We start from the raw sequence: 26939 nt of genomic DNA, 5'->3' as shown, positions 1-26939 counted from the left end.
AACCGGGCGCTTTTTCCTTTCTGCAAGTACACATCCATCTCCGGAGCCGGCATGAGCCAACCCGCAGACACTACCTACCCGACCCGCCAGCTGTGCGACTTCCTCGCCGACCTCAAGCTGGCCGACGTGCCCGCGCCCGTGATCGAGCGCACCAAGGACCTGTTCCTCGACTGGATCGCCTCGGCCATCGCCGGCAAGGATGCGCCGGCGGTACGCAAGCTGCAGGAATTCGCCGCGGCCATGGGCCCGGCCCAGGGCGAGGCCGAAGTGCTGGTCGACCGCCGCCGCACCTCGCCCTATTTCGCCGCGCTGATCAACGGCGCCTCCTCGCACGTGGTCGAGCAGGACGACGTGCATAACGGCTCGGTGCTGCACCCTGCCGCCGTGGTGTTCCCCGCCGTGGTGGCCGCGGCGCAGGCCGAAGGCAAGACCGGTGCCGAAATGCTGCTGGCCTCGATCGCAGGCTATGAGGCAGGTATCCGCATCGGCGAGTTCATGGGCCGCTCGCATTACCGCGTGTTCCACACCACCGGCACCGTCGGCACGCTGGCTGCCGCCGCCGCCGTCGCCAAGCTCTACGGCCTGGACGCCGAAGGCATCAACCAGGCGCTGGGCTCGGCCGGCACGCAGGCCGCGGGCCTGTGGGAATTCCTGCGCGACGCCGCCGACTCCAAGCAGCTGCACACCGCCAAGGCCGCGGCCAATGGCCTGCAATCGGCCTGGCTCGCACGCGCGGGCTTCACCGGGGCCAAGCAGATCCTGGAAGGCGCGCAGGGCATGGCTGCCGGCATGTCGAGCGATGCCAATCCCGCCTGCCTGACCGACGGCCTCGGCACGCGCTGGGCCACCGCCGAGACCTCGTTCAAGTTCTTCGCCTCGTGCCGCCATACGCACCCGGCCGCCGATGCGCTCAAGGCCGTGATGCAGCGCGAAGGCATCGCCGCCGACCAGGTCGCCGGCGTCACCACGCACGTGCACCAGGGCGCCATCGACGTGCTCGGGCCGGTGGTCAACCCGACCACCATCCACCAGGCCAAGTTCTCGATGGGCACGGTGCTGGGCCTGGTGGCCGTGCACGGCCATGCCGGCCTGGGCGAGTTCGAGCAGCATGCGCTGCAGGACGACAGGGTGACTGCATTCCGCGGCAAGGTCGAGATGGAACTCGACGACGAGATCAACGCCGCCTACCCGCGCCAGTGGATCGGCCGCGTGACCGTGAAGACCACCGACGGCCGCACGCTGGCCGCGCGCGTCGACGTGCCCAAGGGCGATCCCGACAACACGCTGTCGCGCCCGGAACTGGAAGCCAAGGCGCTGCAACTCGGCGCCTTCCGCCACGGCGCCAGCGAGGCCGAAATGCGCGAGATCATCCGCCGCGTGTGGGCGCTGGAGCAGGCGCCCAACGTCAACGACTGGCTGCCCGCCGCACGCTGAGAACCCGCGCATGTCCACTGCAGTCACTTACCTGTTCGTGCCGGGCGACCGGCCGGAACGCTTCGGCAAGGCCGCCGCGGCCGGCCCGGATGTCATGATCCTCGACCTCGAGGACGCGGTCCATCCGGACGCCAAGCCCGCCGCGCGCGAGGCCATCGGCGCCTGGCTGGCCGGCCGTCCCGCGGCCAACGCCTTTGTCCGCATCAACGACAGCGCCTCGCCCGCCTTTGCCGCCGACATGGCCTGGCTGCGCGCGCTGCCGCCCGGCACCGCGCTGGCCGGGCTGCTGGTGCCCAAAGCGGAGGATGCCGCCGCACTGGCGGGCATCGCGCAGGCCCTGCATGCGATCAATCCGCAAGGCGAACTGGTCGCCATCATCGAGACCGCGCGCGGCCTGCATCAGGTCGATACCGTGGCGAGCGCAACCGGTGTGGCGCGCCTGGCCTTCGGCTCGCTCGACTATGCGGTCGACCTGGGCTGCAGCCATACGCGCAACGCACTGGCCTTCGCGCGCGGGCGCATCGTGCTGGCCTCGCGCGTGGCCGGGCTGCCGCCGCCGGTCGACGGCGTGACCACCGCGCTGAAGGACGAAGCGGTGCTGGCCGATGATGTCGCCTACGCGCGCGAACTCGGCTTTGCCGGCAAGCTCTGCATCCATCCGGCACAACTCGCCGCGGTACGTGGAGGCTTCCTGCCAAGCGCCGAACAACTGGACTGGGCCCGCCGCGTGCTGGCAGCCACCGCCAGCGGCAGCCATGCAGTGCAGGTCGACGGCAAGATGGTCGACCGCCCCGTGATCGAGCAGGCGCGCCGGCTGCTGGCGCTGGCGCAATAGCGCGCTCCCCGATTTCCACCCGATGTTTTAGAGGGCTTTGATGCCATGACTGACGCCAACTCCGAACTCGAACGCCTGCGCGGCTGGATCGGCCGCAGCGAATCGCGCACCGAAACGCTGTCGCCGGAACCGGTCATCGGGCTCGCGGCCACCTTCGACCTCGATCCCGAGGCCATCGCCGCCGGCCCGCTGCCGCCGCTGTGGCACTGGCTCTATTTCCTGCCACGCGCGCCACAGCGCGAACTGGGGCGCGACGGCCATCCCTCGCTTGGCGGCTTCTTCCCGCCGGTGCCGCTGCCGCGACGCATGTGGGCCGGCAGCGAGCTGACCTTCAGCCATCCGCTGCATCTCGGCGATACCGTCACGCGCACCTCCACCATCAAGGACGTGCAGTACAAGACCGGCCGCACCGGCGAGCTGTGGTTCGTCGCCGTCGACCATGAACTGACCGTCAATGGCAAGACCGCCGTCAACGAGCGCCACGACATCGTCTACCGCGCCATGCCGGACCCGTCCAAGCCACAGGCGCCGCGCCCGCGGCTGGAGCGAACCGCGCAATGGCAGCGCACGCTGCAGGCGGATCCGGTGATGCTGTTCCGCTATTCGGCGCTGACGTTCAACGGGCACCGCATCCACTACGACCGCGAATACACGCGCAACGTGGAGGGCTACCCCGGCCTGGTGGTGCATGGGCCGATGCAGGCCATGCTAATGCTGGACCTAGTGGCGCGTGAACAGCCGCAGGCACGCGTGAAGCGCTTTGGGTTCCGCGGGCTGGCGCCGTTGTTCGATCAGGACATCATCACTGTTGGCGGCACAGCTGATCCGGCGCAACCTGGGCGGCTGGTGCTGTGGACTGGCGATGATGCTGGCGGGCAGGCGATGCAGGGATGGGCTGAAGTAGAAGGCTAAAGAGCTGCCGGTTTGCTCCCTCTCCCGCTTGCGGGAGAGGGAGCACCCAGGCGGTTATCGAAGTCCACGGGCATTTGGTCCCGCCCCCAACGCGACATCAACTCGGCCCTAGCGGCTACATCAATGGAAAAAGCCGGCTCTCGCCGGCTTTTTCCATTGGTACCTGACAGCCCTCAATCCGCCTGGATCTTCGCCGTCTTCACCACCCCACCCCACAGCGCCAGCTCACGCTGGATACGATCGCCCAGCGCCTTCGGCGTGCTGACATTGACGTCATAACCGCCCGCAGCCATCCGCTGCCGATACGCAGGATCGTCGCCGATCGCCTTCTGTGCCTTCACCAGCTTGTCCACCACATCCGCCGGCAGCTTCTGCGGCCCGATCAGCGCATACCACCCGGTCAGGTCATAGTTCTTCTGCCCCGACTCGATCATGGTCGGCACGCTAGGCAGCGCCGGATTGCGTGTCTTCGACGTAACCGCCAGCGCGCGCACCTTGCCGCCGTTGATATGGCCGATGGCGGTGCCAGTGATATCGAACATGAACGTCACCTTGCCGCTCATCACATCGGCCATGGCCGGCGAGTTGCCCTTGTACGGCACGTGCAGCATCTTCACGCTGTTCATCTGCGCCAGCAGTTCCGCCGACAGGTGGTTGGACGCGCCCACGCCCGCCGATCCGAACGAGACGTCGTCCGGATGCTTGCGCGCATACTCAACCAGCTCGCCAACGTTCTTCGCCGGGAAGTCCTTGTTCACCAGCAGCACGTTGGTGTAGTCGGTGATCAGGCCAATGTAGGTAAAGTCCGTGGTCGGGTTGAAGTTGACCGAGCGCTGGATCAGCGGCGTCATGGTCATGGTCGGGCTGGCGACGAAGTACAGCGTGTAGCCGTCCGGCGCCGCCTTGGCGGTCAGGTCGGCGGCGATCGCGCCGCTGGCGCCGGCGCGGTTGTCCACCACCACCGGCTGCTTGAGTACGCGGCCGAGTTGTTCGGCGTAGATACGCGCGGCCGTGTCCACCGGGCCACCCGGGGCGTAGCCCACCAGCAGCTTGACCGGCCGCGACGGGTAGATGTCGTTAGCCCACGCCGCGCCCTGCAACAGCAGCGTGGTGGACAGTGCCGCCAGTGTCGTCCATGTTTTCATGTTGTTGTCTCCTCCAGATATGACTGAAAAGCCCGGGCCGGAACGCGGTGCCGGGCCCGTAAAGAAAAACGTCTAGTCCAGCAGCGCGCGCAGCGGTTGCTTGAGCAGCTTGCCGCTCGCCGTAGTGGGAATGACGTCGATGATGCGAATTTCCGCCGGACGCTTGTACGGCGCCAGGCTCTCGCGCAGGTAGGCGTCGAGCGCCTTGCGGTCTGGCTCGCTGCCATCCTGCATCTCGATAAAGGCCACCACTTCCTCGTTGCCGTCGCTGGTGGTGCGCCCGACCACCGCAGACTGGCGCACGCCCGGGAAGGCATTGATCACCGACTCGACCTCGATCGGATAAACATTGAAGCCCGAGCGGATGATCAGGTCCTTCGAGCGGCCCGAGATAAACAGCGCGCCGTCGGCATCCAGGTAGCCCAGGTCGCCGGTGTTGAGCCAGCCGCCGGGCAGCAGCGCCTCGGCGGTCTGTTCGGGGTTGCGGTAGTAGCCGAGCATCACCCCCGGGCCACGCACGCGGATCTGGCCCCGCTCGCCGGCCGGCAGCAGCTTGCCTTCGGCGTCGGTGATCTCGATCTCCACGCCTTCGACGATATAGCCCGCCGAGCAGTCGGCGCGCGGCGCGTCCATGCGCGTGATGAACAACGAGCCGGCGTATTCGGTGATGCCGTAGCCATGGTGCAGCGCCTGGCCGAACAGCGTCTCGACCTCGCGCTTGAGCGTGGGATCGAGCGGCGCGCCGCCGGTGTACAGGTAGCGCAGGCGCGGGTAGTCGCCGGCCTTGGCGCCGAGCGCCGGCGCCACCGCCATGATGCGCGTGAACATGGTCGGCACGCCCTGCAGGATGGTGACGCCCGGCGAAGCCAGCGCCTCGAATACTTCGTTGGCGTCGAAGCGCGGGCGCAGGAACAGGCTGGCCCCCGCATAAAGGGTAGCCATCAGCACCGTGGCGATGCCGAAGATATGCGACATCGGCAACGCGCCATAGGCCACGTCGGCCGGGCCCATGTCGCGCGAGGTGGCGGAGATGCGGGCAAAGTGCGTCAGGCCCGCGTGCGGCACCATCACGCCCTTGGGCGCGCCGGTGGTGCCGGAGGTATAGATCAGCGTGGCGACGGTGCGCGCCTGTTCGGCACTCACGCGCTCGGGCGGCGTGGCGGCGCGCACCGCGTGCATGCCCTCGTCATACACCGGGCAGCCGCTGGTCTTGGCGCCGAGGCGCTCGCCGTGCGCGGCGGCCACGTCGGACACATGGCCGGTGAACAGCACCAGCGCCGGCTGCGCATGGTCGCGGATATTGTCGATCTCGCGCGCCGACAGGCGCGCGTTGACCTGGATCGGCCACGCATGCAGCAGGCTGCTGGCGAACAGCGTGACCACCATCTCGTTGCAGTTCTCGCCGATCACCATGACGCGGTCGCCCTCGCCCACGCCCTGCCCCGCCATCCAGTCACGGGCGGCTTCGATGCGCCGCCACAACTCGCCGTAGGCGATCACGGCGCCGTTCTCGTACAGGCACGGGGCGTCTGGCGTCTGCGCCGCCCAGTGGCGGGGAATGTCGTGGATGTATTTGGGGCGGAAGGAAGACATGGGCTGAGTCGTAAGGCGGGCTGAGGTTCAAAGCAGGCCGCTCGCGGATGCTCCGGAATGCATCCCCGAGCACTCGAGCAGTGCTGCGCCAGTTTGCGCCAAGCCCGGCGGCGAAGCCATTTGCAATTCGCTAAGGTGGTCTTCGGCGCCGCTGCCACCCAACGCAGGTGGTTCCGCCGGCATGAAGGACGCCTTTACCATTGATGAAGCAACGAATCGCGCCCGAGCCCTACAATCGGCCGGCACAGTGAGGGCTGCTGCACGCCGCACAAGATCTGCCCAGGCGCCGCGCAGCCCGCGTACCACAGGGGACATACAGATGGATTTGCGTTTCACCGCCGAGGAACAGGCCTTCCGCGAGGAAGTCCGCGCTTTCGCGCAGGCCAGCCTGCCGGAAGACATCCGCAACAAGGTGCTCAACCACCAGCGCGTGGAGAAGGACGACTACGTCCGCTGGCACCGCATCCTGCATGCGCACGGCTGGGGCGCGCCCACCTGGCCCAAGCAATGGGGCGGCACCGGCTGGACCCCGCTGCAGCGCCTGATCTTCGAGATCGAGACGTTCCGCGCCGGCGCCCCGCGCATGCTGCCGTTCGGCCTGACGATGATCGGCCCGGTGCTGATGAAGTACGGCAGCCCGGAGCACCAGCAGCGTTTCCTGCCGCGCATCCCGGCCGTCGAAGACTTCTGGTGCCAGGGCTATTCCGAGCCCGGCTCGGGTTCCGACCTCGCCTCGCTGAAGACCCGTGCAGTGCGCAAGGGCGACAAGTACATCGTCAACGGACAGAAGACGTGGACCACGATGGCGCACTTCGCCGACTGGATCTTCTGCCTGGTGCGCACCGATCCCGAGGCCAAGGCCCAGGAAGGCATCTCGATGCTGCTGATCGACATGAAGTCGCCGGGCGTGACCGTGCGCCCGATCAAGACGCTCGACGGCGGCCACGATGTCAACGAGACCTGGTTCGAAGACGTGGAGGTGCCGGTCGAGAATCTGCTGGGCGAGGAAAACCGCGCCTGGACCTATGCCAAGTACCTGCTCGGCCATGAGCGCACCGGCATCGCCGGCATCGGCCACTGCAACCGCGAGCTGCGCCTGCTCAAGCACTACGCCAGCCAGGCCACCGACGGCGCCGGCCGCCCGCTGATCGAAGACGTGCGCATGCGCGACAAGATCGCCCGCGTGGAAATGGACATCATGGCGCTGGAAATGCTGCTGCTGCGCGTGGCCACGCAGGCCGCCGGCACGCCGGGTCCGGAAGCCTCGATCGTCAAGATCCGCGGCTCGGAGGTGCAGCAGGACCTGGCGATGCTGATGATGGAAGTGGCCGGCCCCAATGCCTGGCCGTATTCGCCGGACTGGCTGGAGCCCGGCGCAAAGCAGCCGGTGGCGGGCCCTGAGTGGGCCGCCCCGGCCGCCTCCACCTACTACGACATGCGCAAGACCTCGATCTACGGCGGCGCGACCGAAGTACAGAAGAACATCATCTCCAAGATGATCCTGGGTTTCTGAAGGGATAGCTGACATGGACTTCACCTACAGCGAAGAGCAACAGATGCTGGCGGACAGCCTGCGTCGCTTTATCGATACCGAATACACCTTCGAAGCCCGCCGCAAGAGCGCGCGTGCGGGCGAGAGCCTGGATCGCGGCGTGTGGGCCAAGCTGGCCGAGATGGGCGTGCTGGGCCTGACCGTGCCGGCCGACTTCGGCGGCTTCGGCGAAGGCCCCGCGAGCCAGCTGGTGGTGCAGCGCGAACTGGGCCGCGGCCTGGTGCTGGAGCCGGTGACCCCGAGCGGCGTGATGGCCGCGGCCATCCTCGCCGCCAGCGGCAGCCCCGCGCAGAAAGACGAATGGCTGCCCGCGATCGCCGCAGGCGAGCGCATCGTCACGCTGGCCTACCTGGAGCCGGGCACGCGCTACCGTCCGGAATCGGCGCGCGCCAGCGCCGAGCGCAGCGGCGACGGCTACGTGCTCAACGGCACCAAGAGCGTGGTCTGGCACGGCGCCGCCGCCGACGCTTACCTGATCACCGCGCGCGTGGCCGGCAGCAACAAGATCGCGCTGTTCCTGGTGCCGCGCGACAGCAAGGGCCTAGGTGTCACCGCATATCCCACGATCGACGGCCTGCGCGCCGCCGACCTGTCGCTGCTGGACGTGACGGTGCCGGCCAGCGCGCTGGTGGGCGAACCCGCCGACGGCCTCGCCGCGCTGGGCGTGGGCCTGGAGCACGGCATCGCCGCGCTGTGCGCCGAAGGTGCGGGCGCGATGGAAAAGCTGATCGAGATCACGGGCGAATACCTCGGCACGCGCCAGCAGTTCGGCAAGCCGCTGGCGACATTCCAGGCGCTGCAGCACCGCATGGCCGACATGCTGGTGCAGAAGGAGCTGGCGCTGTCGATGGCCTATGTGGCAGCACAGGCGCTGGATGAATCCGATCCCTCGGCGCGCCGCCGCATGCTGTCCGCCGCCAAGGTGACGGTGGCGCGCGCCGGGCGCTTCGTCGGCCAGCAGGCGGTGCAGCTGCATGGCGGCATGGGCATGACTGACGAACTGTCGGTCGGCGACTACTTCAAGCGTTTGACCATGCTGGACCAGTTGCTGGGCGACAGCGACTATCACCTGCAGCGCTTTGGCGAGGTGATGGAAGCCTGAAGCCGGCGCCTGAAGCGGCCTGCGCAGCGGCCTGCGCTGCGCAGGCCATCACTCCCATGCCGCAAGCGCAGGCATGACAGAGGTACCGCTGCACGGCAGCTGAGCCCGCGGCCCCTCTCGGGCCGCGACAGCGGACCACGCATCCCACACCAAAACGCCGCCCCCTGACAAGGGGTGCGGCGTTTCTCTTTTTCTAACACCCCAATGAATCTGAGTTCCCGGCAATTCGTGCGGCAGTGCGGCCACCACCCTCCGCCTGGCGGGCGGCACCTGTGACCGGACCCATGCAAAAGGAAACCGCTTCCTGCTCATGAACCACCCTGCCCCGCCCCGCTCATTGCCACCTTCACTGCGCGCTGCCCTCGGCCTGCTGGCCATGTCGTCGTTGCCATGGGCGCCATGGCAGGACGCGGCTGCACAGGCGCCGGCTTTGGCGGCGACGCCTGCTGCGCAAGTCTCGCCCGCGCAAGCGGCCGGCGCAGCCACGCTTGCCCCGGCCACCAGCGCCCACGTGATGACCCTGCGCCAGATGGGCGCCTACGGCCCGATCGCGCTGCGCGGCGTGGACCAGGCGCGCCAGCTCGACATCGGCGTGCGGCTGGATGAAGTCGTCACCGCCGCGAAGCTGAAGCTGGCCTTCACCTACTCGCCGGCGCTGGTGTTCCCGCTCTCGCATATCAAGCTCACGCTCAACGACGAGGTCATTGCCACGCTGCCGCTCGATGAAAAGGATGCGGGCCGGCTGGTCACGCGCGACTAGCAAGTGCGGCGGCGGTCAAGTCGCGATGCCGAACACTCGCCACCGGCAAAGGAAAACGGCGGCAGGGATTGCCCCTGCTGCCGTTCTTGTTCCTGTGCTGGCGCCTACAGCGTGGCCGCCGTGCCCAGGATCGCCGTGGCCTGGCTCGACAGCGTGCCGCCGTTGCCGTGCACGACCGCCACCTCGGCATCCTTCACCTGGCGCTCGCCGCATTCGCCGCGCAGCTGGCGCACTGCCTCGATGGTGATGAACATGCCGTACATGCCCGGATGCACGCAGGACAGGCCGCCGCCGTTGGTGTTCACCGGCAGCCTGCCGCCCGGGGCAATGCCGCCGCCGCTGACGAAATGGCCGCCTTCGCCCTTGGCGCAGAAGCCCAGGTCTTCCAGGAACAGCAGCGTGTTGATGGTGAAGGCGTCGTACAGCTCGGCGACGTCCACGTCCGACGGCTTCAGGCCGGCCATGGCGAAGGCGCGCTCGCCGGATTCCTTGGCGGCCGTGACGGTCACGTCAGGCATGCACGAGATCTGGCGGTGCCAGGTCGCGGTGGCATTGCCGAGCACGTAGACCGGCGGCTTGGCCAGGTCTTTGGCGCGGTCGGCACGCACCATCACGTAAGCGCCGGCGCCGTCGGTGACCAGGCAGCAGTCGCGCACCGACAGCGGGTCGGACACCATGCGCGCGTTGAGCACGTCGTCGATGCTGAGGGGGTCGCGCATCATCGCCTCGGGGTTCAGCTGCGCCCATTTGCGCGCGGCCACGGCGACTTCGGCCAGGTGTTCGCGCGTGGTGCCGTATTGATGCATATGGCGCGCCGCGGCGAGCGCGTAGGAGGTGATCGGCTGCAGCGGGTTGTACGGGTTCTCGTACGGCTGCGGGTCCAGCACCGCGCGCACCTTCGAGATGCCGGCGCGGCCGACGGTCGAGGTGCGCTGGTTGCTGCCGTAGCAGACCAGCACGGCGTCGCACTGGCCCGACTCCAGCGCCATCATCGCGGGCAGCATGTGCGAGACAAAGCTGGAACCGCCGATCATGGTGCTGTCGACAAACTTTGGCTTGATGCCGAGGTACTCGGCCACCGGCATCACCCACATGGTGGCGCCGACGCTGGCGGTGGCAATGCCATCGATGTCGCGCATCGACATGCCGGCATCCTTGACGGCGGCCTTGGCGGCCTCCACCAGGATTTCCATTTCCGTCTTGCCGTGCGCTTCGCCAAGGCCCGCCTGGCCGACACCGACGATGGCGACGCTGCCACGCAAATTGGACAAACTCATGGCTCAGCCCTCCACCGGATCGAACACGACGAGAGCAGCCTCGCCTTCCTTGCCCTGCGCCACACGCGCCTTCACGCGCATGCCGATGCGCACGCTGGCCGGCGCGATGCCTTCCACCCGGCTCATCATGCGCACGCCTTCGTCCAGGTCGACCAGCACGACGTTGTAGTCGCCACCGGCGTCCGGCTTGCGGCGGATCACGCTGGTGGAGTAGACCGTGCCGGTGCCCTTGGGCTCGACCCAGGCAAGGGTGTCGCCGCCGCAGTGCGGGCAGATATTGCGCGGGAAAAACACGTGGCGCTGGCAGTCCTGGCAATGCTGGATGCGGAACTGGCCTGCGGCGAGCATTTCCGCATAGACCTTGTCCGGACCCGCCGCCGCTTCCTGGTGGGGCATGGAGTCTCCTTCACTTTTGATGGTGCCGCCATGGGCATGCCATGGCACGGTTATGAGCTTGACGCAGTCTTTGCGTTGCAGCAATTCGCTTCTGCGGAAGGGTGGATTTTTGAATGCGGAAAGCGGCGCTGCACAGGGCTTTTGTGGTGGAGCAGACGTCCTCGCCCCACTCCGGCCCTGCAAGCGTTTCAAATCACCAACTCAATCAAGAACGGCCCCTTGCGCCCGTTCGCCATCCGAAACAGGTCGGCAAAGCTCTCCATATCCGTCGCCCGCGCCCCCTCCACCCCCATGCCATTGGCCAGCTTGACCCAGTCCAGGTCCGGATTGCCGATGTCGAGCATGTCCATCGCAGTCTTCCCCGGATTCGCCCCCACGCCCGCCAGCTCGCCCAGCAGGATCGCGTACTGGCGATTGGCCAGCAGTACCACGGTCACATCGAGCTTTTCGCGCGCCATGGTCCACAGCGACTGCAGCGTGTACATCGCCGAGCCGTCCGCCTGCAGCGAAACCACGCGCCGGTCCGGCGCCGCCACTGCCGCGCCCACCGCCAGCGGCAGGCCAGCGCCGATGGCGCCGCCGGTCAGCTGCAGCCAGTCGTGCGGCGCGGCGTGGACCGTGCCGGGATAGAACGCACGACCGAAGCTGACGCTCTCCTCCACCACGATGGCCTGTTCCGGCAGCAGCGCGCTCAGCGTGCGCGCCACGTTCTCGGACGTAACCGCACCGCGCGCCGGCTCGGCGCGCGGTGCGGTATCCGTAGCGGGCAGCGCCACATTACGCGCGCCGACCTCATCGGCCAGCCGCGCCAGCGCCTCGGCCAGGTCTTCCTCGGGCCGCGCCAGCACATGCACCACGGCATCTTCCGGATATGGCCGCGGCGACTTGCCCGGATAGGCGAAGAAGGTCACCGGCGCCGGCGCGCCCACCAGGATCACGTTGCGGATGCCGGCGAGCTTGTCGCGCGCCACGTCGCCCGAATACGGCACGCGGTCCACCGCCAGACGCCCGCGGCCGCGCGATACGCGCGCATTGGACATCGGCGTGATCAGCCGCGCGCCGGTGGCGGCGGCGATGCGGTGCGCATCGGCCAGCGGCGCCTGGCGCAGCGCGCTGCCCGCCAGCACGACTAGCGTGGGCTGGCCCGAGCGCAGCACGCGCGCGGCCTGCTGCACGGCGTCGGGCGAAACCTTGGGCACGGCCAGCGGCGGCAGCGGGCCCGCTACCACGCCGCCGGCATCCCAGCACACGTCGGACGGCAGGATCAGGCTGGCGACGCCACCCGGCGCGGCGCAGGCGGCCTGCACGGCGGCAGCGGCGTCGGCGCCCACCGAGGCCGCGCGCGTGGCGGTGCGCGTCCACACCGAGACTGGGCGGGCCCAGCCCTCGGTGTCGGCGGTCAGCGGCGCATCCAGCGGGCGATGGTAGGTGGCCTGGTCGCCGATGATATTGACCACCGGCGTCTGCGCGCGGCGCGCGTTGTGCAGGTTGGCGAGACCATTGGCCAGGCCCGGGCCGCAATGCAGCAGCGTGGCGGCGGGCTTGTCGGCCATGCGCGCATAGCCGTCGGCCGCGCCGGTAACCACGCCTTCGAACAGGCCCAGCACGCAGCGCATGCCCGGAATGCGGTCCAGCGCCGCGACGAAGTGCATCTCGCTGGTGCCGGGATTGGCAAAGCAGGTGTCCACGCCGTTGGCGAGCAGGGTCTTGACCAGGCTCTCGGCGCCGTTCATCGGTTGCGTATTGTCCATGTCTCGGTTTTTGTGTGGCGGGTTGGCATCGGGGGTGCGGGACTCAGCCGCGGCGCTTGCGCGGCGCAAGCAAGTCGAAATCCAGGCAGACGAATTCGGTGGGGAATTCGATGCGGGCGTAATAGACGATCAGCTCGCCTGCGCCGGGCGCAACGGCGGGCACGCAGGCAAAGCGCCTCAGCTCGGCCACCGGCGCGCCCACGGCAAGCGCCAGCGCCCCGGCCGACTCCGCACCGGCCGCGACGATCGACAGGCGTTGCCGCGCGGTGCTGACCGACAGGCCCGGGAAGCGGTCCAGCACCGGCACCGAGGCGCCGTGCCGGAAGGCCTCGGGCTCGCGCGCAAAGACGCCGGCCTCGATATAGACCTCGCCCACCGCGAAGGGCCGCCCGTCGAGCCGGTGCAGCCGGCGCAGGAAGTGGTAGTCGGCCGCGCGCGCGGCGTTGCATGGCATGCCGAGGTCGTCGGGCAGCGGCACGTTGCCGGCCGACTCCACCATCGCCTCGGTATCCAGTTGCCCGCCCACGGCCACCGCCTCGTCCCAGCTGGTGGACAGCGACACCTGGCGGCGCGTGCGGCACGGCGCCTTGACGAAAGTGCCGCGCCCGCGCGAACGCTCGAGCAGCCCTTCTTCGTCGAGCATCGACAAGGCATGGTGCATGGTCATGCGCGCCACGCCGTACTGGCGGCACAGCTCGTCCAGCGAGGGAATGCGTTCGCCCTGGCGCCAGGCGCCGCTCTCGATCTGGCGGCGGAAGATGGTGGCCAACTGCAGGTAGACCGGCTGGCGGCTGCGCGACAGGAGTTCGGCGGAAGCGGTGTCTGCCATTCGGCGAGGTGGCGGAGGGAGGGGGAGATGCGGGAGCGCTCCCCGCGACCCGGGGAGCGATACGACTTTATAAAAGTCTACAAACCTAGACTACTAGGGTTAACGCGATGGCAAGCAAGCTCGTTCCCGCATGTCGCGGGGCCTCCGATAAGCGGTAAATTCGGCGCTTCTTGTGCTTCGGGCATCACGCTTTTGCGTAGCCCGGAACCCCACTTCAGCGCCCTCCTCGCCCATGGCCAAGCAGCCAGAATGCCACCATGCCCCGACCTCCCCGGGGCAGGCGTGGCTGCCGCTTGCAGCCATCTCAAGGAGTCAACCCATGTTGATGCGAGACGTGATCCCCCATGTTCTCAACCGCGGTACGGCCCTGCCGGAAGCCGGCGTGCTCGAGTCAGGCACGCACAAGACCTTCCACCATGCGATCGACATCTACCTCAAGGATTCCAATGCCTTCATGAACACTTACTTCGCGCGCTATTTCGAGTGGCAGGGCGTGTGCCGGGAGCGCTGGTTCCATGAGTGCATCCACGACAACCTGCTGGCCGCGGGCGGCGTCTTCGTGACCAAGCGCGCGCACCAGGAGTATGTCGAGGAGACCTTCCCGTTCCAGCGCGTGGATTGCTACCTGAATACCTTCCAGGTCAGGCAGTGCTCCGCCTATTTGCTGTTCCGCTTCTGCGTGGGCGGCAAGCCGGTCTCGCTGGGTTACCAGCAGATCGTCTTTGCCGACCGGCAGAAGCGCATTTCGCGCTTTCCCGCGGGCATCATCGAGCGGGTCAGGGAATATGAACTGGCGCTGCCGGAATTTGCGAGCTGATTGGCGTACGCGTTTGCAAACCAGTCCGCGTCCGGCTGAAACCGGGCGGATCTGACATCTGAATTCAGCGCCGCCGGCCGCGGCTCAGCCGGCGGTGCTGGTGCGCAGGCGGCTGTCGGCCATCGAGGTGAAGCGCGGCAGCCGTAGCGTGAAGGTGGTGTGTTCGCCGGGCACCGACTCGCAGTCGATGCGTCCGCCGAAGGTCTCGATCACGCGCCGGCAGAACGCCAGCCCGAGACCCGCGCCACTGCCATGGGCCTTGGTGGAGAAGAAGGGATCGAAGATGCGCGGCATCACGTCGGCGGGGATGCCGGGGCCGGTGTCGCGGAAGCGGATCACGTGGTACTGGCCTTCGCTGGCGCCGGTGATGTCGATGCGCCCGCCGCCGGCGCCGCGCGCGCGGATCGCGTGCAGCGCGTTCTTCAGCAGGTTGAAGAGCACGTAGACCAGCAGCGTGTCGGAGCCGACAAAGCGCCAGTCATGGTCGATGCCGCGCACCTGCACGCAGCCGCGCTCCTCGCCCTGGAACGGAAAACGCTCCAGCGCGGCATGCACGCAATCGGCAATGCCGTGCGGCGCGAAGGTGCTGCGATCGAGCCGCTCCAGCGTGACCGAGGCCAGCGCCATGTCGATCACGGTGCTGGTGCCGTCGACCTCGCGCGTGATCGCGCCGACCAGGCTCGACACGCGCTCCAGTTGCCCGGGCCGCAGGCGGTCTTCGCACAGCCCGTGCTCGACCGCCAGCCGGTAGCCCTGCAGCACCTGCGGCCAGGTGCGCGCCAGTTCCTGCGCCTGCATGCGGATCGTGGCCAGCGGCGTGCGCACTTCATGCGCGACGGTGGCCGCCAGCGAGTAGGGGTGCATCAGGTCGTAGCGCACCACGCTGACCGCCAGGATGCCAAGGCTTGCCGCCACGAAGACCACGCCAGGCGGGTAGAAGGCGATGCCATAGTTGACGGCGTAGTCGACTGCCGCCAGCGAATAGAGCGCCACCGCCACCAGGCACAGGTTGTAGCGCTTGCGGCGTTCGGCCGCGGCATTGTGCCGCGCTTCGGCCAGGATCCACGCGCTGCGCAGCGCCACCAGCACGGTCTGCAGCAGGTGCAGCGGATGCAGCGGCCCGGCCTTGGGATACTCGCCGAAGAAATAGGTGTAATAGCCCGACACCACCTGTCCCGTGCTCAGCAGCAGCATCGCCAGCACCAGGCTCATGCCGTACGAGGCCAGCAGCAGCGGCCGCTCCTGGCGGCGCTCGGTGACCTCGGCGATGAAGTGGTAGAAGGTGGTCGGCAGGAACAGGATGAACAGGTAGCCAAGCCGGGCCAGCAACAGCGCGACGTCGGGATGCGAGGCCTGGAACAGGAACACCCACGTCCCCTGCCAGGCGAAGGTGGTCACGCACAGCAAGAAGAAGGACGCCGAGATGCGCGTCACCCCCTTGGTCACCAGCACATAGAGGCCGTAACCGAGGAAGGTCGACGAGACGAAGGCGGGCAAGGCAGCGTACATGCGCAGAGCAACAAGGCAGGCCAGGCAAGCCGGGCGGATGGTTGGCGTGCCCCCGTGCGCTGCATGGCGGTCGCGCGATGCAGCCTGTCGCCGGGGGACGCCTGACAGGCGCGCGGTGCAAAGAGCGTGGCGCGCCGGGTGCGCGCAATCTTCTTTCGACCGCGACGCGACATGGTATGCCTTCCGTGTGCGGCGTGTGCATCATTCGGTTGCATTCTGAGCTAACGCGCGCTTAATCCACCGCAACTCCCCTCGTTTCGGGGGTATCTGTTGCCCGTTGCGAATGAAACGAACGGCGGGGCGCCCTGGGGCGCCCCGCCGTCTTGCTGCTGTCACGCGCCGCTTACCAGCGGACGTCGCTCTCCCACTGCTTCATTTCTTCCTCGGCCCGTTCCTTGGTGTAGCCATAGCGCTCCTGGATGCGGCCCGCGAGCTGGTCGCGCTTGCCGTTGATCTGCGTAATATCGTCGTCGGTGAGCTTGCCCCACTTTTCCTTGACCTTGCCCTTGGCCTGTTCCCACTTGCCTTCGATCTGGTCCCAGTTCATGATCGCTCCTTCATGCAGTCGCGGCGCGGGCCGCCGCGAAGAGCGGCCCGGTCGCGAGTGAGTCGATGAATGTTCCGCCAGCGGCTGGCGGGATGGCGTGCGGATGCTTACTTGGCGTACTTGGCCTTCACGTCAGCCTGACACTTGTCCTTGGCGTCGCCCGACATCGCGTCGCAGCGTTCCTTGTCGGCCTTGTAGGCAGCGTCGGTGGCGTCCTTCTTGGCGTCGGCGCGGGCTTCGGCAACGTCCGTGCGCGTACCGGTCGCCGCGGCCTTGTCGACCTTGGCAGCCGTCAGGGCTTTCTCATGGACAGCCTTGGCGTCCTTCTTGCAAACGTCCTTGTCGTTACCCTTCTTGTCGTCGCACATTTCCTTGGCCACGTCATAGTCGCGGTCGGCCTTGGTCTTCTCGGCCTTGGCCATCGCCTTTTGCGTGCCGTCGCGGCGAGCTTCCGCCTGGGCCTTGGCCACGTCGCGGTCGCGCTTGGCTTCGGCCTTGCACACGTCCTTGGCGTTGTCCTTCATGCCGTCACATTTGGCGGAGGCAGCCTTGTAATCCGCGTCCGCCTGCTTCGCCGCGGCGTCATAGTCCGCTTTGGATCCAGCAGTCGTCGTCTGCGCCAGGGCAAACCCTCCCGGGGCGGCAATCATCATCGAACACACTGCTGCAGTCAGCCATTTCTTCATCATGTCGAGCTCCTTTCCGGGTGATTGCGTAAGGTACTAAGGTACGCATGAGGGGCCGGCGGCTATGCTGCTGCTGGCCACGCCGTATGTACAGAGTAGGACCCGGGGGATTGCTCAAGCAGGCGAGGGGCTCCGAAAGGCGCGTCAGACTATTCCGACACCAGGGTCCGGTGGCGGCACATCGGCGCGGCATGCACCTGGTTGCGGAGGTGGCGGCATCCCTGGGAGAGGGTGCGCGAGGGAGATGAACAGCGCAGGAGAGGATGGCGATGAAAAAGTGCGGCGCTACGCGTCGACGGCGCCGCTCGCCCGGCGGCGGGGCGTGGCCCCGCCGCCTTGTCATCATCCTGAAATCGACGGCGTCAACACGTTTGCGTCTGGCGCCTCGCCCTCCTCGTCCGGCCAGTTGCGCCCCACCATCCATTCATAAAGCGTCGGCAGCACGATCAGCGTCAGCACCGTGGCGGTGATCAGGCCGCCGATGATGACGATGGCCAGCGGGCGCTGCGTCTCCGAGCCGATGGCGCGCGAGATCGCCATCGGGAACAGGCCCAGCATGGCCAGCAGCGCGGTCATCAACACGGTGCGCAAGCGGTCCATCGAACCGGTCAGCACGGCCTGGCGCACCGGCATGCCTTCGTCGCGCAACTGGTTGAAGTAGGTCACCATCACCACGCCGTTGAGCACCGCCTGGCCGAACAGCGCGATAAAGCCGATCGCCGCCGATACCGACAGCGGGATGCCGGTCAGGAACAGCGCGAACACGCCGCCGATCAGCGCGAACGGGATGTTCGAGATGATCAGCGTGGCGCTCTTGAACGACTTGAAGGCGTTGAACAGCAGCAGGAAGATCACCAGCACCGACAACGGCACCACGATCGCCAGCCGCGCCATGGCACGCTCCTGGTTCTCGAACTCGCCCGACCAGCTGATCTTGACGTCGTCGGCCTTGACGTTCCTGGCTACCAGCTTCTGCATGTCCTTGACCACGCTGCCCATGTCGCGGTCGCGGATAAAGATGCCGATCGAGGTGGTGCGCTGACCGTTCTCGCGGCTGATGTTCATCGCGCCGGAAGCGGCGCGGAAGCTCACCAGCTGCGACAACGGCACCTGCGCGCCGTCGGCGGTCTGCATGAAGATATTGGGCAGGTTCGGCAGCGCGCGCTCGGACGGCTTCAGGCGCACCGCCACGCTGAAGTGCCTCTCGCCTTCCCACAGCTCGGTGGCGGCCTTGCCGGCCAGCGCGGTTTCCATCAGGTCCTGCACGTCGGCCACGTTGATGCCGTAGCGCGCGGCCTGGGCGCGGTCGAACTCCAGTACGTACTGCGGCAGCTCGCCGTCGCGGTCGATAAAGGCGCGCATCACGCCCTTGACCGACTGCACGTTGGCCAGGATCTGGTCGGCCACCCGCTTGTTTTGCTCGAGGCTGTCGCTCTGGACCTTGATCACGATCTGGCCCTTGATCTGCGAAATGCTCTCCAGGATGTTGTCGCGCACCGGTTGCGAGAAGTTGGGCTCGATGCCGGGCAGCTGGCGCAGGTTGTGGTCGATCTCGCCGATGATGCGGCGCTTGTCGTAGCCGTCGCGCCACTGCTTTTCCCCTTTCAGGTCGACCAGGATCTCGACGGTGTTGATCAGCTTGGGATCGGTGCCATCGTCGGGGCGACCCACCTTGGAAATGGTGGTGTTGACCTCCGGCGTCTTGCGGATCACGCCGCGCAACTGCCGCGCCTGCTCGCGCGCCTCGTCGATCGAGACTGACGCCGGCAGGTCGAAGCTGACCCACATCGAGCCTTCGTCCAGTTCGGGCAGGAATTCGCTGCCGAGGAACTTGCCCACGCCCACGGTCGCCACCAACAGGCCCAGGGCCACGCCCACCACCAGCTTCTTGTGGTCCAGCGCCCAGGCGAGCATCGGCTCGTACAGTTTCTTGCAGTAGCGCACCACGAAGTTGTCATCGTGCGCGATGTTCTTCGTCAGCAGCAGGTGGCACAGCAGCGGCACCACCGTCAGCGAGATGATCAGCGAGCCGATCAGCGCGCCCGTCACGGTATAGGCCATTGGCGCGAAGATCTTCCCTTCGTGCCGCTGCAGCGTGAAGATCGGGATGTGCGCGGCGATGATGATGACCATCGAGAACACGGTCGGCCGGCCCACTTCGCTGGTGGCCAGCAGGATCGCGTGCAGCCGCGCCCTGCTGTCCTGGATCTGCTGTTCCTTGAGCTCGCCCAGCCGCTTGAAGATGTTCTCGACCACGATCACGGCGCCGTCGACGATGATACCGAAGTCCATCGCGCCAAGAGACAGCAGGTTGGCGGGGATGCCCACCCAGGTCAGGCCGATGAAGGTCGACAGCAGCGCCAGCGGGATCACCAGCGCCACGATCGCCGCGGCGCGCACGTTGGCCAGGAACAGGTACAGCACCGCCATCACCAGCAGCGCGCCCTCGACCAGGTTGCCGAACACCGTGTGCAGGGTCTTGTCGATCAGCGTGGAGCGGTCGTAGTACGGCACGATCTTCACGCCCTTGGGCAGGATCTGGTCGTCCAGCAGCTCGATCTTCTTCTTCAGCGCCTCCAGCACCAGCGACGGGTTCTCGCCCTTGCGCATCACCACGATGCCCGAGACGATGTTGTCCTCGTCGTCCTGCCCCATCAGGCCCTGCGGCGGCGCGCTGCCGATCCTGACGTCGGCGATGTCCTTGACCAGGATCGGCGTGCCGTTGTTCTCGGCCACCACCACGTTGGCGATATCGGCCGAGGTGCGGAAGCTGCCCAGCGAGCGCAGCAGGAACTGCTGGCGCCCGTGCGTCACGGCACCACCGCCGGCGTTGGCGTTGGCGCGCTGCAGCGCGGTAAAGAGCTGCGACAGAGAGATCTTGGCGTCGCGCATGCGCGCCAGGTTGGGGTTGACCTCGTACTGCTTGATGGTGCCGCCGATCGTGACCAGGTCGGCCACGCCCGGCACCTGGCGCAGGTTCTTCTCAACCACCCAGTCCTGCAGCGTGCGCAGTTCCTGCGGCGTATAGCCCTTGCCGGTCAGGCGAAAGCGGTAGATCTCGCCGATCGCGGTGGACAGCGGCGCCAGGTCCGGATGCACGCCGTCGGGCAGGTCCACGCTGCGCAGCCGCTCCAGGATCTGCTGGCGCGCGGTCACGTCGGTGGCCTTGTCGTTGAAGGTCACCATCATGAACGACAGGCCGAACTGCGTATGCGAGAACACGCGCACGGCGTTGGGCGTGCCGGCCAGCGCGGTTTCGATCGGGATGGTTACCTGGCGCTCCACCTCTTCGGCGGCGCGGCCCGGGTACAGCGTGATGACGTTGACCTGGATGTCGGAGACGTCGGGAAAGGCCTCGATGGGCAGGTTCTTGAAGGCGGCCAGGCCGCCGCCGACGAAGATAAGCAACCCCAGCCAGATAAAGAGCTTCTGGTGCAGGGCAAAGCTGACGATGCGCGAGATCATGTGGCGGCCGTCCTCACTTCTTCTCGGCCGCGCGCGCCGCGTTGACGGCGGTGGCGTCGCGCAGGATGTCCTGCAGGTAGAGATTGCCTTCGGTCACCACGGTCTCGCCGTCCTTCACGCCTTCCAGGATCTCGCTGGTGCCGGGCATGGTCACGCCCACGCGCACCTGGCGGCGCTCGAAGCTGTTGGCGGCGGTGCGCACGAACACGTAGTTGCGGTTGTCGGCCAGGAACACGGCCTTGGACGGCACCGAGATGCCCTTGAACGACGCCGCCGGCAGCTTCGCGGTGACGAACATCTCGGCCTTCAGGCGGCGGTCGGAGTTGGGCACCGACAGCCGTACCTTGATGCTGCGCGCGGTCGGATCGACATAGTCGGCGATCTTGACCACGGTACCGGCAAAGGTCTCGCCGGGATAGGCGGCGGTGCTCAGCTGCACGCTGACGCCGGGCTTGAACAGGCTCAGGTCGGCTTCGCTGGCATCGACCTGGGCCCACAGCGTTGTGGGATCGGTCACCAGGAACAGCGGCGCGGTGGGCTGCTGGTCCGGGCGCAGTTGCATGCCGGGATTGATATTGCGCTCCACCACCAGGCCGTCGATGGGGCTGCGCAGCGCAAAGCGCTGGTTGACCCCATCGCTGCCGCCCTCTGCCGCGCCGTACTGGCGCAGCGCCGCCTGGGTGCGCTGCAGATCGGCCGCAGCGCGCGCGGCATCGGCCTGAGCCTGCTCCAGTTCCTTCTGCGCGACGATGCCGGCGCCGTACAACTCGCGCTGGCGCGCCAGCGCCTTGGCGGCTACCGCGCTGTCGGCGGCGGCCTTGCGCGCATCGGCCTGGGCCACGCCAAAGTCCGGCGAGGTCAGGCTGGCCAGCGGCTGGCCGGCCTTCACCGTCGCCCCGGGCTGCACCAGGATCTCGGTCACACGCCCGGCGAAGGGCGTGAACACGCGCACGGTCTTGTCCTCATTCCAGACCAGGCGCCCGGGCAGATTCAGCATGCGCTCGCCGCCGGTCTTGGCCACTTCGCCGGCAATGCCGGGCAGCGTCTTCACGCTGGCGGGGAACTGGATGGTGTTGCCGGTGACCTTGGGGTCGTCATCGGGCTTGGGCGCTTCGGACTTGCCGCAGGCGGCCAGGGCCAGTGCGCACAGCGACACGGCACAGAGGGCGGAACGGCGGGCAGGCCAGCCGGCGAGGAAGCCGGAGAAGCGGGGGTTGCAGGACATGCTGGACAGGAGAGACATGAGGGAAGCGCGGCAACTGCGGTTTCTGGAGCGGTTCAGGGACGTGTCTGCGAGGTCGTCGCGGCGCCAGCGGTGGTAGAGGTCTGCAGCGCGGCGCGGTAGGCGGACAGCGCCTTGGCGTATTCGCCCTGCGCTTCGACGGCGTCGAGCCGGGTCTGGCGCAGCGCGCGACGCGCATCGAGCAGGTCGAGCACGCCGGTGGCGCCCTTGCTGTAGGCAAACTCGGCGCTGGAGGCCACGCTCTCGGCGGCGGGCAGCACGTCCTCGCGCATCTGCCGCAGCGACTGGCGCGCGGTCTCGAGTTGGCTGCGCAGCCGGTCGATTTCATTGCCGGCCTCGAGCAGCACGCGATTGCGGTCGTCGAGCGCGGCGTAGTAGTCCACCTCGGCACGGCGGGCCTCGCCGCCGTTGCTGTGGCGCACCGGCAGCGGGATCGAAACGAATACGCCGTAACTGTTGCCGGTGCCGTAGGTATTGGTGGCGGAGACGGGAAAGTGCTCGGCCTGTGCGCCCACGGTCACATCGGGCACGCGTCCGGCGCGAGCCAGTTCACGCGCGGAGGCGGCGGCGGCCAGGCGCGCCTCGGCGGCGGTCACGTCGGGGCGGCGCTGCAGCGTGTCGGGGTCGGCCTGGGGCACCGGGGTGTCCACCGGCGGCCAGTCGGGCACCAGGCGGTTATCCGCCAGCGTGCCGGGCACGCCCATGGCCTGGGCCAGTTGCGCCTTGTCGCGGTAGTGGCCGGTCATGGCCTGGCGCATGTCGTTCTGCGCACGCAGCCCGTCGAGCTGCAGCTTGGTCACGTCGGCACGCGCTACGTCGCCCGCCTTGAGCCGCGACTCGCTGGCCTGGCGCGTGCGCTCGTAGAGCCCCAGCGTTTCCCTGAGCACGGCCACGCGCTCCTGGCTGACCAGGGCCTCAAAGAAGGCCTGCTCCACCGCGCCGGTCTGCTGCGCCACCACGGCCTGCACCACCTCGCCCGCCGCGGCGCTGGCCTTGCGCGCGGTATCCACGCGCAGGCCGGCCTTGTTGGCGGTCTCGATCACCTGGTCCACGCGCAGCTTGGAATCGACCGTCTTGCTGCGCAGGTTGCCCGAGCCGACGCCGGCATGCGGGTTGATGTTCTCCACGCCCAGGCTCAGCACCGGGTTGGGCCGCTGCGAGGCGATCTGCACATCCGCCTGGCTGGCTTCCACGCCCCGGCGCGCGGCGATGATGTCGCGGTTGCAGCGCAGCGCGTCCAGGCGCGCCTGTGCCAGCGTCAGCGCGGCGCCGGCCGGCGGGGGCACGCAGGGCCCGGCGGCATCGGCGGAATCAACGTAAACGACAGGAGCAGGGGGAGCAGGGGGAGCAGCAGGAGCCGCGGAAGCACCGGTAGCGGTGGAAGGAGGCGCCTCCGCGGCGCCGGCCGCGGGGCTGGCCAGGACCCCGGTCACAAGCAGGGCCCCCAGGGCGGCACGGGTGAAGACAAAAGGCACGATCAGTCAGGCTCGGTTCGACTACGGTCTGCGGTAAACGACCGTGCCCGCCCAACGGTGCACCGGACCGATGAATTTTCATTGGTCCCCGCCCGCCAGTGCATCGCAAGCCGGGGCTGTCCTGGTGCAACCCTCGCCTGCCGTCCCGATGCAAAAAACGCCACCCGGACACGTTCTCCCGCCCGCATTCAAACCGAATCGCATTACAAACGGCTTTCATATGGCTGACAAAAGCCTTCAAATGCGTGAAAACCCCAAGTAACCGAAAAAATTCGGAAAATGACTACCTGCGGCCAGGCGATTCCCTACGTGGCCCTCGCAAATCCCCTTAAGCCGCCCACCTGCGGCCCCGGCTTACGCCTTGGCGCGGTCGTCCAGCCCGAGGCTGCGGCCGATGATTTCCTTCATGATCTCGCTGCTGCCGGCATAGATGCGCGAGATCCGGGCATCGGTGTACATGCGGCAGATCCGGTATTCCTCCATATAGCCCGCGCCGCCGTGCATCTGCACGCCCTCGTCCACGACCCGCCCCTGTAGTTCAGAAGTCAGCAGCTTGGCCGAGGCCGCGGTCTCCACCGTCAGCGTGCCGGCGTTGTGCTGGAGCACGCACTGGTCGACAAAGGTCTGCAACGCATCGAGCTGCGCGCGCAGCTCCGCCAGCTTGAAGCGCGAGTTCTGGAACGTGCCGATGGCACGGCCGAAGGCCTTGCGTTCCTTCACATAATCCAGCGTGATATCGAAGGCCACCTGCGCCGACGCCATGTAGCCGCAGGCGCCGATCAGCCGCTCCTCGGCCAGGTGGCGCGTCAGGTAGCGGAAGCCCTGGCCCGGCTCGCCCAGCACGTTGGCCTTGGGCACCTTGACGTTGTCGAAGAAAAGTTCCGACGTGTCCTGCGAATGCAGGCCCATCTTGCGCAGCTTGCCCCCGCGCTCGAAGCCCGGCATCCCGCGCTCGACGATAAAGAGGCCCAGGCCGTGGCTGCGCTCCGGGTCGGTGCGGGCGACCACCACCACGTAGTCGGCCAGCTGGCCGTTGGAGATATAGGTCTTGGCGCCGTTGAGCACCCAGTGGTCGCCATGCTCCTCGGCGCGCGTGCGGATGCCGGACAGGTCCGAGCCGGTCTGCGGCTCGGTCATGGCGATGGCAAAGATCGCCTCGCCGCGCGCGGCCGCCGGCAGGAGGCGCAGGCGCTGCTCCTCGTTGCCGATGCGCCCGACATAGGGCGCCACCAGCCGCGAGTGCAGCGTGCCGAAGAAGCCCGAATCGCCATGGCGCGCGTTCTCCTCGATCAGGATCTGCTCGTAGCGGAAGTCCTCGACCCCGGCGCCGCCGTATTTTTCGTCGGCCCACATCAGCAGGTACCCCTGCTCGCCCGCCTTGCGGAACACCTCGCGGTCCACGCAGCCCTGCTCGCGCCAGCGCTCCCCGTGCGGCCCGACCTCGCGCTGGTAGAAGCGACGGGCGGATTCGCGGAAGGCGTCGTGTTCGGCTTCGAAGATCAGGCGTTGCATGGCGGGGTCTCCTTGGATCTGGTGTTCAGGTCGGATGAGTGTCCGCCGGGCCGCGTCCATCAGATTCGTCGGAAAGGATGATTTTTTCTACAACACCCGAATGGGCGGGGCTGCCGGGAAGGCCCGTTCAGTGCAATCTTATTGATATGAATTAGCGATAACTTTCATTTACCGCCGGGCACGCTTCGTGCGCATACTGAATCCACAGACACACGATTCGAGGGAGCGGGCAATGGAAGTCATTCTCTGGATTGCACTGGCGCTGGCCCTGGTCGCGCTGGGTGGCACCGTCACATGGCTGATCGGGACGCTGGTGCCGGAACCGGTCTTCGAGCATGCGCAGAAGCATGGGCGTTTCGCCGGGCTCGAGCCGCGCCCGCCCCGCCGTGGCGGCGGTGGCCGGCGCGTGCGGCAATGGCGATTGGTGGCCGTGCCCGGACCCATGGGGCAATTGGTGCCGGTGCGGATCTGAAGCTGTCGGCAAGGCCTATTGCAGGAAATCCCAGCGCTGCGACCAGTCGGATTCCTCGCGCACGATATCGTGCAGGATGCGCACCGCATCCTGCACCGTGCCGGCAGGGGTCTTCGCGCAGACCAGGAATACCGGGTAGGAGAATTCGGACGCCTCCTCCACGCGCGCCAGCACCCCGCTGTCCAGGTAGCTCTGCACCACGCGCGTCCGGAAGTAGCCGCTGCCGCCGAACTGCAGGATGTATTGCAGCGCCAGCGGCCCCAGGTTGAAGTACAGCGACGCGCGCGCATGCTCCGGCAGCGCGCTGTCATGCTGGCGGCGGAACTCCGGCCCCCAGTCGACATAGACATAGCCGCCGTCGCGCTGCGTCGAGCGGATCAGGATCAGTTTCTCTTCCATCAGGGCCTCGACGTGCATGCCCGGCGCGTACTCCGGCTGGTAGACCAGTGCCGCGTCGAGCGTGCCCGACTGCAGCTTGCGCTGCAGCGCGTCCCCTTCCCCCACCTCCGCCCGCACCGCCTGCGCCGGCATCTGCTGGAGCAGGCGCGTGGTCCACAGCAGCACCAGCGGGTTGCCCAGGCTGATCTCGGCACCGAAGCGGAACAGGCTGCCCAGCCCGGCCGGCAGGGGCAGCTCGCGGCAGGCCGCTTCCCAGGTCTGTACCAGCTGGCTGGCGTAGCCGAGGAAGCGCTGCCCGTCGGGCGTCAGGCGTGCGCCGGCCTTGTTGCGCTCGAACAGACGGCAGTTGAGCTGCGACTCCAGGCTCTTGAGGCGGGCGGTTACCGCGGTCTGGGTGACGTGGAGCTTGTCGGCCGCCGCGAGCAGGCTGCCACTACGCACCACCTGCAGGAAGGTGCGGGCGAGTTCGATGTCCATGGTGTCCCGATGATTGGGCGGTGTGACGAATTGTAAGCAATGGGCGCCAAAAATCGCGAAACGGCCACACATGGATGTACTTCTGATGGCCAGGTATATGCTCGACACGAATAGCCGAAGACCTGACGATAGTCACGCGCAACGTGCGCGATTTTGCGGCCTATCCAGGCCTGCGCATCGAAGACCGGACGCAGCCGCCGGCGGGTTGAATTCCCCGCCTGCGGAGTGTCAGTGCGCCGGCTGCTCCCGCCCCACCGGCCGCCCTGCCGCTGGCATGGCAACCGGCACGGCGCCCGCCATCGGCGCCGCCGGCTCGCTGCGCGCCTCGCGCGGCTGCCTCAGCGGCGCGACACCTTCCGGCGCCTGCAAGGCCACGCCGTTGTCATAGCCCGTGGCAACGGCCTCGAGGTATCCGGGGGCAAATTTCTGTTCCGGCGTCACGGCCTGCACGGCAGGCGCAGCCGCCTGTGGGGCCTCGGCCTTTGCACAGGCCACGCTGTTGAGGCATAAGCCAAGCACACGCAGCAGCACCATGGCGCGGCGCGTACGGTGGAGTTTGGGGTGCGGGCGCAGCGCGCCCTGCCCGCCCTGGCATTGGGGTTGGGTATTCATCGGGATTCTCCGGGGAGCCATTGCTGGCGGGTGGAACTACGAGCTGCGGCGCCGCGCTCGCTGTTCATTGCGCAATGACCGTGCCACCATCACAGCGCCCGTTGCGGCGCGGATTACGGCACTTTCCGGAGGTTGATTG

Annotated in this window: 23 protein-coding genes; 8 read left to right on the top strand and 15 right to left on the bottom strand. The window is 67.6% G+C overall.

The window, feature by feature from the left end; translation table 11 throughout:
• The first annotated feature begins 51 nt into the window (after positions 1-51).
• Genes AC10V3_RS23955 through AC10V3_RS23945 form a run of 3 tightly spaced genes read left to right on the top strand, consistent with a single transcriptional unit; the run spans position 52 to position 3181 of the window.
• Entirely contained in the window at positions 52-1434 is a 1383-nt protein-coding gene (locus AC10V3_RS23955) for an MmgE/PrpD family protein (protein ID WP_022537899.1), read from the top strand.
• Positions 1435-1444: 10 nt separating this feature from the next.
• Positions 1445-2269, top strand: a complete 825-nt coding sequence (locus AC10V3_RS23950) for an HpcH/HpaI aldolase/citrate lyase family protein (protein ID WP_022537898.1) — start codon at positions 1445-1447, stop codon at positions 2267-2269.
• Positions 2270-2314: 45 nt separating this feature from the next.
• Complete coding sequence (locus AC10V3_RS23945; RefSeq protein WP_490924086.1) at positions 2315-3181, top strand: HTD2 family dehydratase; 867 nt, start codon at positions 2315-2317, stop codon at positions 3179-3181.
• 173 nt (positions 3182-3354) lie between these two features.
• Here the strand turns inward: AC10V3_RS23945 and AC10V3_RS23940 are convergent, their stop codons facing one another.
• Together AC10V3_RS23940 and AC10V3_RS23935 are read right to left on the bottom strand one after the other, a co-directional pair.
• On the bottom strand, positions 3355-4326 hold the full coding sequence (locus AC10V3_RS23940; RefSeq protein WP_022537895.1) for a Bug family tripartite tricarboxylate transporter substrate binding protein: 972 nt from the start codon (positions 4324-4326) through the stop codon (positions 3355-3357).
• Between the two features lie 72 nt (positions 4327-4398).
• Positions 4399-5919: a class I adenylate-forming enzyme family protein gene (locus AC10V3_RS23935; protein ID WP_022537894.1), complete on the bottom strand. Its 1521-nt coding sequence runs from the start codon at positions 5917-5919 to the stop codon at positions 4399-4401.
• 319 nt (positions 5920-6238) lie between these two features.
• Between AC10V3_RS23935 and AC10V3_RS23930 the strand changes: the two genes are divergently transcribed.
• From AC10V3_RS23930 to AC10V3_RS23920, 3 genes are all read left to right on the top strand, one after another.
• Positions 6239-7432: an acyl-CoA dehydrogenase family protein gene (locus AC10V3_RS23930; RefSeq protein WP_022537893.1), complete on the top strand. Its 1194-nt coding sequence runs from the start codon at positions 6239-6241 to the stop codon at positions 7430-7432.
• Between the two features lie 13 nt (positions 7433-7445).
• The gene (locus tag AC10V3_RS23925) at positions 7446-8573 is read left to right on the top strand and encodes an acyl-CoA dehydrogenase family protein (protein ID WP_490924085.1); all 1128 of its coding nucleotides are present in this window, start codon (positions 7446-7448) and stop codon (positions 8571-8573) included.
• A gap of 310 nt (positions 8574-8883) precedes the next feature.
• Positions 8884-9333, top strand: coding sequence for a cellulose biosynthesis cyclic di-GMP-binding regulatory protein BcsB (locus tag AC10V3_RS23920; protein ID WP_490924084.1), 450 nt, complete (start codon positions 8884-8886; stop codon positions 9331-9333).
• 104 nt (positions 9334-9437) lie between these two features.
• On the opposite strand, the gene AC10V3_RS23915 is transcribed toward AC10V3_RS23920, so the two are convergent.
• The 4 genes from AC10V3_RS23915 to AC10V3_RS23900 all read right to left on the bottom strand — a co-directional run bounded on the left by AC10V3_RS23915 (position 9438) and on the right by AC10V3_RS23900 (position 13586).
• Positions 9438-10610: a thiolase family protein gene (locus tag AC10V3_RS23915; protein WP_022537890.1), complete on the bottom strand. Its 1173-nt coding sequence runs from the start codon at positions 10608-10610 to the stop codon at positions 9438-9440.
• Between the two features lie 3 nt (positions 10611-10613).
• Positions 10614-11006: a Zn-ribbon domain-containing OB-fold protein gene (locus AC10V3_RS23910; protein ID WP_041681707.1), complete on the bottom strand. Its 393-nt coding sequence runs from the start codon at positions 11004-11006 to the stop codon at positions 10614-10616.
• Positions 11007-11194: 188 nt separating this feature from the next.
• Positions 11195-12739, bottom strand: coding sequence for an acetolactate synthase large subunit (locus AC10V3_RS23905; RefSeq protein WP_041681957.1), 1545 nt, complete (start codon positions 12737-12739; stop codon positions 11195-11197).
• Between the two features lie 61 nt (positions 12740-12800).
• A complete protein-coding gene (locus tag AC10V3_RS23900; RefSeq protein ID WP_022537887.1) occupies positions 12801-13586 on the bottom strand; it encodes a GntR family transcriptional regulator in 786 nt (261 codons plus the stop codon).
• Positions 13587-13905: 319 nt separating this feature from the next.
• On the opposite strand from AC10V3_RS23900, the gene AC10V3_RS23895 reads away from it, so the two are divergent.
• Positions 13906-14403, top strand: coding sequence for an acyl-CoA thioesterase (locus tag AC10V3_RS23895; RefSeq protein ID WP_022537886.1), 498 nt, complete (start codon positions 13906-13908; stop codon positions 14401-14403).
• Positions 14404-14487: 84 nt separating this feature from the next.
• On the opposite strand, the gene AC10V3_RS23890 is transcribed toward AC10V3_RS23895, so the two are convergent.
• The 7 genes from AC10V3_RS23890 to AC10V3_RS23860 all read right to left on the bottom strand — a co-directional run bounded on the left by AC10V3_RS23890 (position 14488) and on the right by AC10V3_RS23860 (position 24840).
• Positions 14488-15912 carry a sensor histidine kinase gene (locus AC10V3_RS23890; RefSeq protein WP_022537885.1) on the bottom strand — a complete coding sequence of 475 codons (1425 nt, stop codon included), beginning with the start codon at positions 15910-15912 and terminating at the stop codon, positions 14488-14490.
• 343 nt (positions 15913-16255) lie between these two features.
• The gene (locus tag AC10V3_RS23885) at positions 16256-16459 is read right to left on the bottom strand and encodes a CsbD family protein (RefSeq protein WP_022537884.1); all 204 of its coding nucleotides are present in this window, start codon (positions 16457-16459) and stop codon (positions 16256-16258) included.
• 107 nt (positions 16460-16566) lie between these two features.
• A complete protein-coding gene (locus AC10V3_RS23880; RefSeq protein ID WP_022537883.1) occupies positions 16567-17148 on the bottom strand; it encodes a hypothetical protein in 582 nt (193 codons plus the stop codon).
• A gap of 339 nt (positions 17149-17487) precedes the next feature.
• Complete coding sequence (locus tag AC10V3_RS23875; RefSeq protein WP_022537882.1) at positions 17488-20610, bottom strand: efflux RND transporter permease subunit; 3123 nt, start codon at positions 20608-20610, stop codon at positions 17488-17490.
• 13 nt (positions 20611-20623) lie between these two features.
• Positions 20624-21835 (bottom strand): efflux RND transporter periplasmic adaptor subunit, encoded by a 1212-nt coding sequence (locus AC10V3_RS23870; protein ID WP_041681706.1) that lies wholly within the window; start codon positions 21833-21835, stop codon positions 20624-20626.
• A gap of 53 nt (positions 21836-21888) precedes the next feature.
• Positions 21889-23139, bottom strand: a complete 1251-nt coding sequence (locus AC10V3_RS23865; protein WP_349608664.1) for a TolC family protein — start codon at positions 23137-23139, stop codon at positions 21889-21891.
• Positions 23140-23682: 543 nt separating this feature from the next.
• A complete protein-coding gene (locus AC10V3_RS23860; protein ID WP_022537879.1) occupies positions 23683-24840 on the bottom strand; it encodes an acyl-CoA dehydrogenase family protein in 1158 nt (385 codons plus the stop codon).
• 232 nt (positions 24841-25072) lie between these two features.
• Between AC10V3_RS23860 and AC10V3_RS23855 the strand changes: the two genes are divergently transcribed.
• Positions 25073-25312: a hypothetical protein gene (locus AC10V3_RS23855; protein ID WP_022537878.1), complete on the top strand. Its 240-nt coding sequence runs from the start codon at positions 25073-25075 to the stop codon at positions 25310-25312.
• A 15-nt stretch (positions 25313-25327) separates the two neighbouring features.
• On the opposite strand, the gene AC10V3_RS23850 is transcribed toward AC10V3_RS23855, so the two are convergent.
• Both AC10V3_RS23850 and AC10V3_RS23845 read right to left on the bottom strand, forming a co-directional pair.
• Positions 25328-26188 (bottom strand): LysR family transcriptional regulator, encoded by an 861-nt coding sequence (locus AC10V3_RS23850; RefSeq protein WP_022537877.1) that lies wholly within the window; start codon positions 26186-26188, stop codon positions 25328-25330.
• A gap of 228 nt (positions 26189-26416) precedes the next feature.
• Complete coding sequence (locus tag AC10V3_RS23845) at positions 26417-26800, bottom strand: hypothetical protein (protein WP_454752740.1); 384 nt, start codon at positions 26798-26800, stop codon at positions 26417-26419.
• Between the last annotated feature and the right edge of the window lie 139 nt (positions 26801-26939).

The organism is Cupriavidus sp. PB-02, assembly GCF_058252315.1.
Note: the sequence above shows the minus strand (reverse complement) of the source record. Positions and strands in the feature narration are given on the sequence as shown.

Excerpts from the sequence above, each read along its gene's own strand:
- AC10V3_RS23925 (WP_490924085.1), top strand. The coding sequence starts at position 7,446 with ATGGACTTCACCTACAGCGAAGAGCAACAGATGCTGGCGGACAGCCTG.
- AC10V3_RS23905 (WP_041681957.1), bottom strand. The coding sequence starts at position 12,739 with ATGAACGGCGCCGAGAGCCTGGTCAAGACCCTGCTCGCCAACGGCGTG.
- AC10V3_RS23870 (WP_041681706.1), bottom strand. The coding sequence starts at position 21,835 with ATGTCCTGCAACCCCCGCTTCTCCGGCTTCCTCGCCGGCTGGCCTGCC.
- AC10V3_RS23940 (WP_022537895.1), bottom strand. The coding sequence starts at position 4,326 with ATGAAAACATGGACGACACTGGCGGCACTGTCCACCACGCTGCTGTTG.
- AC10V3_RS23875 (WP_022537882.1), bottom strand. The coding sequence starts at position 20,610 with ATGATCTCGCGCATCGTCAGCTTTGCCCTGCACCAGAAGCTCTTTATC.
- AC10V3_RS23910 (WP_041681707.1), bottom strand. The coding sequence starts at position 11,006 with ATGCCCCACCAGGAAGCGGCGGCGGGTCCGGACAAGGTCTATGCGGAA.
- AC10V3_RS23920 (WP_490924084.1), top strand. The coding sequence starts at position 8,884 with ATGAACCACCCTGCCCCGCCCCGCTCATTGCCACCTTCACTGCGCGCT.
- AC10V3_RS23895 (WP_022537886.1), top strand. The coding sequence starts at position 13,906 with ATGTTGATGCGAGACGTGATCCCCCATGTTCTCAACCGCGGTACGGCC.
- AC10V3_RS23855 (WP_022537878.1), top strand. The coding sequence starts at position 25,073 with ATGGAAGTCATTCTCTGGATTGCACTGGCGCTGGCCCTGGTCGCGCTG.
- AC10V3_RS23950 (WP_022537898.1), top strand. The coding sequence starts at position 1,445 with ATGTCCACTGCAGTCACTTACCTGTTCGTGCCGGGCGACCGGCCGGAA.
- AC10V3_RS23850 (WP_022537877.1), bottom strand. The coding sequence starts at position 26,188 with ATGGACATCGAACTCGCCCGCACCTTCCTGCAGGTGGTGCGTAGTGGC.
- AC10V3_RS23845 (WP_454752740.1), bottom strand. The coding sequence starts at position 26,800 with ATGAATACCCAACCCCAATGCCAGGGCGGGCAGGGCGCGCTGCGCCCG.
- AC10V3_RS23930 (WP_022537893.1), top strand. The coding sequence starts at position 6,239 with ATGGATTTGCGTTTCACCGCCGAGGAACAGGCCTTCCGCGAGGAAGTC.
- AC10V3_RS23885 (WP_022537884.1), bottom strand. The coding sequence starts at position 16,459 with ATGAACTGGGACCAGATCGAAGGCAAGTGGGAACAGGCCAAGGGCAAG.
- AC10V3_RS23935 (WP_022537894.1), bottom strand. The coding sequence starts at position 5,919 with ATGTCTTCCTTCCGCCCCAAATACATCCACGACATTCCCCGCCACTGG.
- AC10V3_RS23860 (WP_022537879.1), bottom strand. The coding sequence starts at position 24,840 with ATGCAACGCCTGATCTTCGAAGCCGAACACGACGCCTTCCGCGAATCC.
- AC10V3_RS23880 (WP_022537883.1), bottom strand. The coding sequence starts at position 17,148 with ATGATGAAGAAATGGCTGACTGCAGCAGTGTGTTCGATGATGATTGCC.
- AC10V3_RS23915 (WP_022537890.1), bottom strand. The coding sequence starts at position 10,610 with ATGAGTTTGTCCAATTTGCGTGGCAGCGTCGCCATCGTCGGTGTCGGC.
- AC10V3_RS23900 (WP_022537887.1), bottom strand. The coding sequence starts at position 13,586 with ATGGCAGACACCGCTTCCGCCGAACTCCTGTCGCGCAGCCGCCAGCCG.
- AC10V3_RS23955 (WP_022537899.1), top strand. The coding sequence starts at position 52 with ATGAGCCAACCCGCAGACACTACCTACCCGACCCGCCAGCTGTGCGAC.
- AC10V3_RS23890 (WP_022537885.1), bottom strand. The coding sequence starts at position 15,912 with ATGTACGCTGCCTTGCCCGCCTTCGTCTCGTCGACCTTCCTCGGTTAC.
- AC10V3_RS23945 (WP_490924086.1), top strand. The coding sequence starts at position 2,315 with ATGACTGACGCCAACTCCGAACTCGAACGCCTGCGCGGCTGGATCGGC.